The 7,759-nt window shown below is 39.5% G+C and carries 5 protein-coding genes and 2 pseudogenes; 4 read left to right on the forward strand and 3 right to left on the reverse strand.

Translation table 11 applies throughout. The features are described from left to right. Both JQC92_RS19945 and JQC92_RS19950 read left to right on the forward strand, forming a co-directional pair. Nucleotides 1-1,079: pseudogene (locus JQC92_RS19945) on the forward strand (hypothetical protein); the annotation flags it as partial. A gap of 96 nt (nucleotides 1,080-1,175) precedes the next feature. Continuing rightward, nucleotides 1,176-2,252: pseudogene (locus JQC92_RS19950) on the forward strand (tryptophanase). Here JQC92_RS19950 and JQC92_RS19955 read toward each other — a convergent pair. After that, nucleotides 2,236-2,580 carry a hypothetical protein gene (locus JQC92_RS19955; protein ID WP_205001292.1) on the reverse strand — a complete coding sequence of 115 codons (345 nt, stop codon included), beginning with the start codon at nucleotides 2,578-2,580 and terminating at the stop codon, nucleotides 2,236-2,238. The pseudogene JQC92_RS19950 and the gene JQC92_RS19955 sit on opposite strands and share 17 nt — an antisense overlap. A gap of 358 nt (nucleotides 2,581-2,938) precedes the next feature. On the opposite strand from JQC92_RS19955, the gene JQC92_RS19960 reads away from it, so the two are divergent. Together JQC92_RS19960 and JQC92_RS19965 are read left to right on the forward strand one after the other, a co-directional pair. Then, complete coding sequence (locus JQC92_RS19960) at nucleotides 2,939-3,364, forward strand: type 2 periplasmic-binding domain-containing protein (RefSeq protein ID WP_205001293.1); 426 nt, start codon at nucleotides 2,939-2,941, stop codon at nucleotides 3,362-3,364. Nucleotides 3,365-3,383: 19 nt separating this feature from the next. After that, nucleotides 3,384-3,593 carry a hypothetical protein gene (locus JQC92_RS19965; RefSeq protein WP_205001294.1) on the forward strand — a complete coding sequence of 70 codons (210 nt, stop codon included), beginning with the start codon at nucleotides 3,384-3,386 and terminating at the stop codon, nucleotides 3,591-3,593. Nucleotides 3,594-3,913: 320 nt separating this feature from the next. Here the strand turns inward: JQC92_RS19965 and JQC92_RS19970 are convergent, their stop codons facing one another. Further along, nucleotides 3,914-4,984 (reverse strand): nitrilase-related carbon-nitrogen hydrolase, encoded by a 1,071-nt coding sequence (locus JQC92_RS19970; protein WP_205001295.1) that lies wholly within the window; start codon nucleotides 4,982-4,984, stop codon nucleotides 3,914-3,916. A gap of 409 nt (nucleotides 4,985-5,393) precedes the next feature. Beyond that, nucleotides 5,394-7,445, reverse strand: coding sequence for a methionine--tRNA ligase (gene metG / locus JQC92_RS19975; protein WP_205001296.1), 2,052 nt, complete (start codon nucleotides 7,443-7,445; stop codon nucleotides 5,394-5,396). Nucleotides 7,446-7,759: the final 314 nt, after the last annotated feature.

A 7,759-nucleotide genomic window follows, 5' to 3' on the forward strand; every position in this document is an offset into this window, starting at 1 on the left:
TGGAGTTACTGAGGGCAGGGAAGTTATCAGCAGATAAGTTCATAGCGCTGGCAGCAGCGAAAGATGGTGACGAAATACCTGGACTATTTCTGGCGCTGCAAAAAGGTCAGCATGAGACGGTGGCTGCGTTTATGAAGGTGCTGGTGGAGTTACTGAAGGCAGGGAAGTTATCAGCAGATAAGTTCATAGAGCTGGCAGCGGGAAAAAGACGTAACGGAACACCTGGGCTATGTCTAGCGCAGCAAAACGGTCAGCATGAGACGGTGGCTGCGTTTATGAAGGTGCTGGTGGAGTTACTGAAGGAAGGGAAGTTATCAGAAGATAAGTTCATAGCGCTGGCAGCGGGGAAAGATGGTGACGGAACGCCTGTACTATTTCTGGCGCTGCAAAATGGTCATCATGATACGGTGGCTGCGTTTATGAAGGTGCTGGCGGGGTTACTGAAGGAAGGGAAGTTATCAGCAGATAAGTTCATAGCGCTGGCAGCAGCGAAAGATGGTGACGAAATATCTGGACTATTTCTGGCGCTGCAAAATGGTCATCATGAGACGGTGACTGCGTTTATGAAGGTGCTGGTGGAGTTACTGAAGGAAGGGAAGTTATCAGAAGATAAGTTCATAGCGCTGGCAGCGGGGAAAGATGGTGACGGAACGCCTGGACTATTTCTGGCGCTGCAAAATGGTTATCATGATACGGTGGCTGCGTTTATCAAAGTACTGGCGGAGTTACTGAAGGAAGGGAAGTTATCAGAAGATAAGTTCATAGAGCTGGCAGCAGCGAAAGGTGGCAACGAAACACCAGGGTTATTTCTGGCGTTGCAAAACGGTCGTAATGAAGTGGTAACGGCATTTATGACGGTGTTGGCCGAGTTGTTGAGAGAAAAATCTTTGTCGGAAGAGGCATTCAAGGAGCTGGCAGCGGCGAAAAGTGGTAACGAAACATTTGGGTTATTTATGGCGCAGGAATGCCATTATCATAAGACGGTAAATGCATTCATGAGCGTGTTGGACTCGTTAGGTAGAGATGGGAGTTTGTCCATGGATGCATTAACAGAACTCGAAAGAGAGCTAAACCTTTAGGTAACCCCCTTTTTTAGGATCAAGCAGTTCGGGTTATTATGTGTAAAAGAATTTTATGGAATGTCAAAAAAGATGGCATCGTTACGAAGGTAAGAGATGGGCGCAATACCCCTAATTGAAAAATGCCAAGGTGAAAATCCTGTTTTTATCTCCAATTATCACTTCGATACTATTGCTGCCCATGTAGAGTTAAATGGTGCGAAAGCGATAAATACACTAACCAAAAAAGCGTTGGATATTCAAGTATATTATCCGTGGAAAGGTAACTTTGATCTTGAAACGTTAAAAAGTCAGATTACCTCTAATGGTGCTGATAATATTGCAGGCGTTATTATTACCATTACCTGTAATAGCTCTGGAGGACAGCCAATATCAATGGAGAATATTAAGTCTGTCTCTGAGATTGCTAGACAACACAAAATTCCAATTGTGATTGATTCAGCTCGCTTCTGTGAAAATGCATGGTTTATTAAACAAAGAGAGCAGGGTTATGAAACTAAGTCTATTTAAGAAATTGTTACTGAAATCTATTTAAATGCAGACATGCTCACATTATCAGCCAAAAAAGACCTAATGGTGAATATCGGTGGTTTACTCTGTATTCGAGATGACAAGGAACTTTTTCAAGCTTGCCAAAGTCGATGTGTACCGATGGAAGGGTTCGTTACTTATGGAGGTCTAGCAGGGCGAGATATGGAGGCGTTAGCTGTAGGGCTTCAAGAATGCACAAACGAAGATATGCTTAATTACCGTATTAACCAAGTGGCTTATTTAGGCGAACGTCTAAAAGAAGGTGGGGTACCAATCCAATACCCTACAGGCGGACATGCTGTATTCGTCGATGCTAAAAAGTTCTTGCCACACATTCCAGCAGAGCAATTTCCAGCCCATTCATTGGCGAATGAGCTCTATCTTGAAGCAGGGGTCAGAGGTGTTGAAATCGGTTCACTGTTGCTCGGAAGAGATCCCGAAACTGGTGTTCAGAAATGTTCCCCATTTGAATTACTGAGACTAACAATTCCAAGGCGAACGTATACGAATGATCATATGGATTATATCGCTGATGCGCTTATCGAAGTATATAAACGCCGAGACAAGCTCAGAGGCTTAGATTTTGAGTACGAACCTAAAATCTTACGGCATTTTACCACAAGGCTTAAATTTGTAAGCTAAATAAAGCAATAAAGCCTAGACCAATCGCAATTAAGGCACAGTTAACAATACGGTTTACTGTGTCTTGTTTGTTTTGATTTTGTGTTAAACGTGCGAGCAATTGATCTTTCTTGTACACTCTGCAAACCACATTGTTATGAGTCGGGTCGACAAACATTTGAAAACGACAATTATGCCCATTTGATAATTTAATTTTATGATCGCTAGAAGGGGAAAAGTTAAAAACTTTTTTAACCGACTGTCCATTGAGGAACAACTCTTCCATTCCAAACCAGTTACTCGCTTTTAGCTCAACGATGTCCTGATCTACCTGATATTGAAAGCGCACAAAGAAATCCTTTTCTTCATTTTATTTATCTTTAATTCAAGCAAACTCTCAGAAATTTTCCATCTTAAATACCAAAAAACTTTGTTCTCTTATAAAGCTCATACCATATACAAAAAAGATACTCATCAAAGCAAATGTAAGTGTTATTGTCCTAAAAATGCGTTGTGTATGTTTTTAACGTGCATTCAAACTCATTTATTAGCTCAGCTGAATAGGCGGAAATATTATGAAGTGAGTAAAGAAGCTAACTCTCATTGCATTCACTTCATTTCAATGCTCAATGTCTTACGCATCCGTGTTTACAATACATTCGGGTTACCTTCATGTTGGCGTTCAACAGGATATGTCCTGTGCGGTTGTGAAATTTTTTATTGATATTGCAAAAAAAGAGGATTTACAACTCAGACTAATACCTAGTCCACTCCAAACAGCTAGCGACAAAATTAACCATTATGAAATTGATGTTTCTGCTCATGGTATCTCAAACATAAATACTCAAGCTAAACCTGATTACGCAACGGCTTCGGAACCTTACCTTGATGTTCAACGAGGGTTCACGGTGTTAAAAGATTCGCCTTTTGCTACACTGAAAAAACTACCAAAGGGGTCGAAAGTCGCTGTGATGGATGAGGGTACGGCACTGCAAGATTTAAATCATCAGTATAAAGGTGATTTAAAATTAACAATTGTGTCTAAGTTAGAAGGTAAAGCTCGTGAATTGCTTCGTCAACACAAAGTCGATGCAATTGCTGAAGGTTACACTAGCTTTTGGTCAATCAATTGATGACGCTAAAGATTTAACAATGATAGATGTTCACTCTCTGAATGAAAGTGATACAAATGCAGAAGGACTAGCTTACTGGGTTCAAGATGAAGAGCCTGATTTACTTGGGGTTATTAATCAAGGGATTAGAATAATTAAACGTTCTCATGATCAGTTTGAAAACATTTATCGGTTCTATCAAGACAATGGTACTTGCGGCACTCATTATGTATTCCCTAGAGTAAGGTAAAACATCTAGATGATTTATAGCTGTCTTGAGCATCAATGACAGCTATACCCATGATACCTGAAGATGCTCGATTTCAGCGAGAATGCACAACTTGTTAATCAAGGCGACGGTGTGCGGCAATAGTGAACTATTGTTAGCATTGGCAACGAAGAGTAACAAGCTGTGCAACTCGCACTGCGTGGACTTCTCAGCGCCAATTCTTCTTTGTTACATTAGCTCGAAAGAATCCCGATATTCCTTCGCTAATGCGCCTCAAAGAATTGGCGCTGAAAAAGCCCTGAAACATGCATCTTCAAGTATGGGTATATAATGCGTACCAACTAATTGAGTGAAACAAATTTAAGATCGCTAATAGGTGGGTAGCCCTGATCTGGTGCATTGGCAGCTAGTGGAATTCGTTTAAGGTTTAGATTTAACTTATATACAAGCAACCCCTGTTTTATCGGGGGAATTGTGGCAACAACATTGTCATAAGCTAACCTTTTTCGACCTTTAAGTAGAAAGTTTCTTGGCAGGTATTCTTGCAAAACGGAATCACAATTCGGGCAAGCAAGATCATTATTGCGAATATTCGCTAAAACGCCAGTGTTTCCGCCACATAGACCATTATCTCCTGACTTTATACATCTTCTTTTTTGACCGAAAACACTAGAGACATTTGTTACAGTTGCAAAAATAGGGTGTCTTCTCACAATACTGTTGGCTTCGAGCAAAAATTCCCATGCAGCAGGGTTATAGTTAATGTTGGCAAGGACATCAATCTTATGCTCTGCTGCAAGTCTTCTTATTTGATAATTCACAGCATCGCTGATTAAGTCAACACAGACTAGTGGCATGATGTTGCCGTATTTAGTTTCAACGACGGTGAGATATTTGCCTTGACGCATTCCTAAGCCGTTTCGTGGTGAAGCTTCATAAAATGATGGGCGGATCTTATAGCCGAGTTCTATCCAGTTTTTTCCTATGATAGGAGTGCGACTATACCTGTTATCATCGTAATAAGACCCTGCGATGATGACCATGTCATGCTGTTTTGCTATCGTTTTGAGCTTTTGAATTATTTTGTCTCTTAGAGGTTGAGGGTAAGACAAAGACAACTCCGGTAGAATCAAAACATTTGCTTTATTTTTAACCGCTTCAGCAGCACACATTTGCACTCTTTTGGACGTATCATCGGTAGCTAAATGAAGCCCTGTTACAGGGTTAATTTTTAAACCCACTTGAATTTGACACTGAGCATACACAGGTAAAGATGCAATAGCTTGAGCATCGGTATGATCAAAAAATTTTACTGTCGGTAAACTCGCTTGTGTGGTCTTTACTGTTTTGGTTACAAGCACTTTCTTCGGTACTGCTGGAGTAGATGAACACGCACCTAAGAGAAGAGACATGTAAATAATAAATATAAATTTAGGAGATAAACGCACACTCAGCCTCGCATCATAATTAATTTAGTTTTAATTCTATGTCATTATCATCACGGAAAAGATTAAAGAAAGTTAATTTTAATTGTCTGCTTATCTGCTTAAAGTTAAGTTGGAAAAAATTTAACTCAATTTCATACTGACTCAAAATACCTCCATAAAAATACTTTACACTTTTGATGGTTAAGAAAGTTAATATATTTTAAATATGAGTAAATTCTGAGTTTTTCGATGTAGTTAAATTTTTGATTTTAAAGGTTAAACTGCGAAGGGGTAGTTCGTTCCATTACAGTTGGTTAGAGTGTTTTGCTGCCAATTAGAGTATAAAATGAAATAAAAAACCACTGTAATGCAGTGGTTTTTTGTACGAATAAAATTACTTAACTCGCATACCGGGCTGGGCACCTTCGTGTGGTTCAAGAATCCATAAATCTTTACCACCAGGGCCAGCAGCTAACACCATACCCTCTGAAATGCCAAAGCGCATTTTTCGAGGAGCAAGGTTCGCAACCATTACAGTTAATTTGCCTTCTAAATTTTCAGGTTGGTAAGCTGACTTAATACCAGCAAAGACTTGCTTGGTTTCGCCGCCTAAATCTAATTGGAACTTAAGCAGTTTATCAGCACCTTCAACATGTTCAGCTTTTGCAATTCTTGCAATACGTAAATCTAGCTTGGCAAAATCATCAAATTGGATTGTGTCACTGATAGGATCATCAGCCAATGGATTTGAAGATTGCTCTACTGACTTATCCTCAGTAACTTTTGGCGTCGTCACGATAAGATTTTCTTTTGAATCATCAACCATCTTCGCAACTTTGTCCATGTCTACACGCTGCATCATTACTTTGAAAGCATTGATTTCATGGCCACTGAAATCTGCTTCTAAACTTTCCCAAGTAAGCTCAATTTTTAAGAAGGCTTCAACATCCGCAGATAAACGAGGTAATACAGGTTTTAAATATGTCGCAAGAATACGGAATAAGTTCAGAGCATTCGAGCAAACTTGATGCGTTTGTTCTAATGTCTCTTCAGCTTTGACCAGCTTCCAAGGTTCCATTTCAGCTACGTAAGCATTAGCGATATCAGCCAGTGCCATTATTTCACGCATGGCTTTGCCAAACTCACGGCTTTCATAGCATTCAGCAATGACATCTTTTTTAGCTATAAACTGTTCAACTAGGCTTGTATCTTCGAGCTTGGCAAGTTTTCCATCAAAGCGTTTCTTAATAAATCCAGCAGTACGTGACGCTAAGTTAACCAATTTACCTACAAGATCAGAGTTTACACGTTGTGCAAAGTCTTCAAGATTTAAATCTAAATCATCAATGCGGCTACTTAGCTTGGCAGCATAGTAATAACGTAAATATTCAGGATCTAAATTATCTAAATAAGTACGAGCCTTAATGAAAGTACCTTTAGACTTGGACATCTTAGCGCCGTTAACTGTAACAAAACCGTGAGTGTAAACGTTCGTAGGCTCACGATAACCAGAGCCGTTTAGCATAGCTGGCCAAAATAAGCTGTGGAAATACATGATATCTTTACCGATAAAATGATATACCTCAGCGGTAGAGTCTTTTGACCAAAACTCATCGAAATTTAAGTCGCCACGTTTATCACACAGGTTTTTAAACGAGCCCATGTAACCGATTGGCGCATCTAACCAAACGTAGAAGTACTTTCCTTTAGCCTCAGGAATTTCAAAACCGAAATATGGCTTATCACGGCTGATGTCCCATTGTTGTAAGCCTTGTTCAAACCATTCGTTAAGTTTGTTTGCCATTTCCTGTTGCAAAGAACCGGAGTGAGTCCATTCTTTGAGCATTTCTTCAAAAGCTGGTAAATCAAAGAAATAGTGCTCAGAATCTTTCATTACTGGAGTCGCACCAGAAACTGCAGACTTAGGGTTTAATAGATCCGTCGGGCTATAAGTGGCACCACAAGCGTCACAGTTGTCGCCATATTGCTCTTCTGATTTACACTTAGGGCAAGTGCCTTTTACAAATCTATCTGGTAAGAACATTGACTTTTCAGGGTCAAATAGCTGAGAAATAGTTCTAGTCTTAATGTGACCATTTGCTTTTAACTTCAAATAAATTTCACTCGCTAACTCACGGTTTTCATCACTGTGAGTTGAATGATAGTTATCAAATTCGATTCTAAAATCTGCAAAGTCGGCTTCGTGTTCTTTTTGAATGGCAGCAATCATTTCTTCAGGAGATATCCCCTGCTTTTGTGCAGAAAGCATGATCGGCGTACCATGCGCATCATCGGCACAAATAAAGTGGCATTCATGTCCACGTAATTTTTGATACCTTGACCAGATATCAGTTTTAATAAAGCCTAACATATGACCTAAATGGATTGAGCCATTAGCATATGGAAGCGCATAAGTTGCAAGAATTTTGCGTTTTGTCTCTGCCATTTTCTCTTAAATCGTTAATTACTCTAAATATGGAAAGCATATTAACTGATAGACAGTTATTTTTCATCAGCCGAACACGGCAATTAGCACAATAAATTCTAATTTTTCACTTCAAGCACATGAACGTTATTATTTCTATATGTCAGGTATACAAATTTTAGTTGAGTAACTAGCGTGTTAATTAGTCGGCCATGAAAAACATCTAACATTATGATCGCTAATACAATATAGCTCTTTGATACATTCAATTTCGACCAGAAATGATATAGTGAACCTACGGTTTCTGGTCGTTTTTGGTGCTAAAAATGCTCTCC

The sequence above is a fragment of the Parashewanella hymeniacidonis genome, from assembly GCF_016900895.1.
GTDB classification, from domain to species: domain Bacteria; phylum Pseudomonadota; class Gammaproteobacteria; order Enterobacterales; family Shewanellaceae; genus Parashewanella; species Parashewanella hymeniacidonis.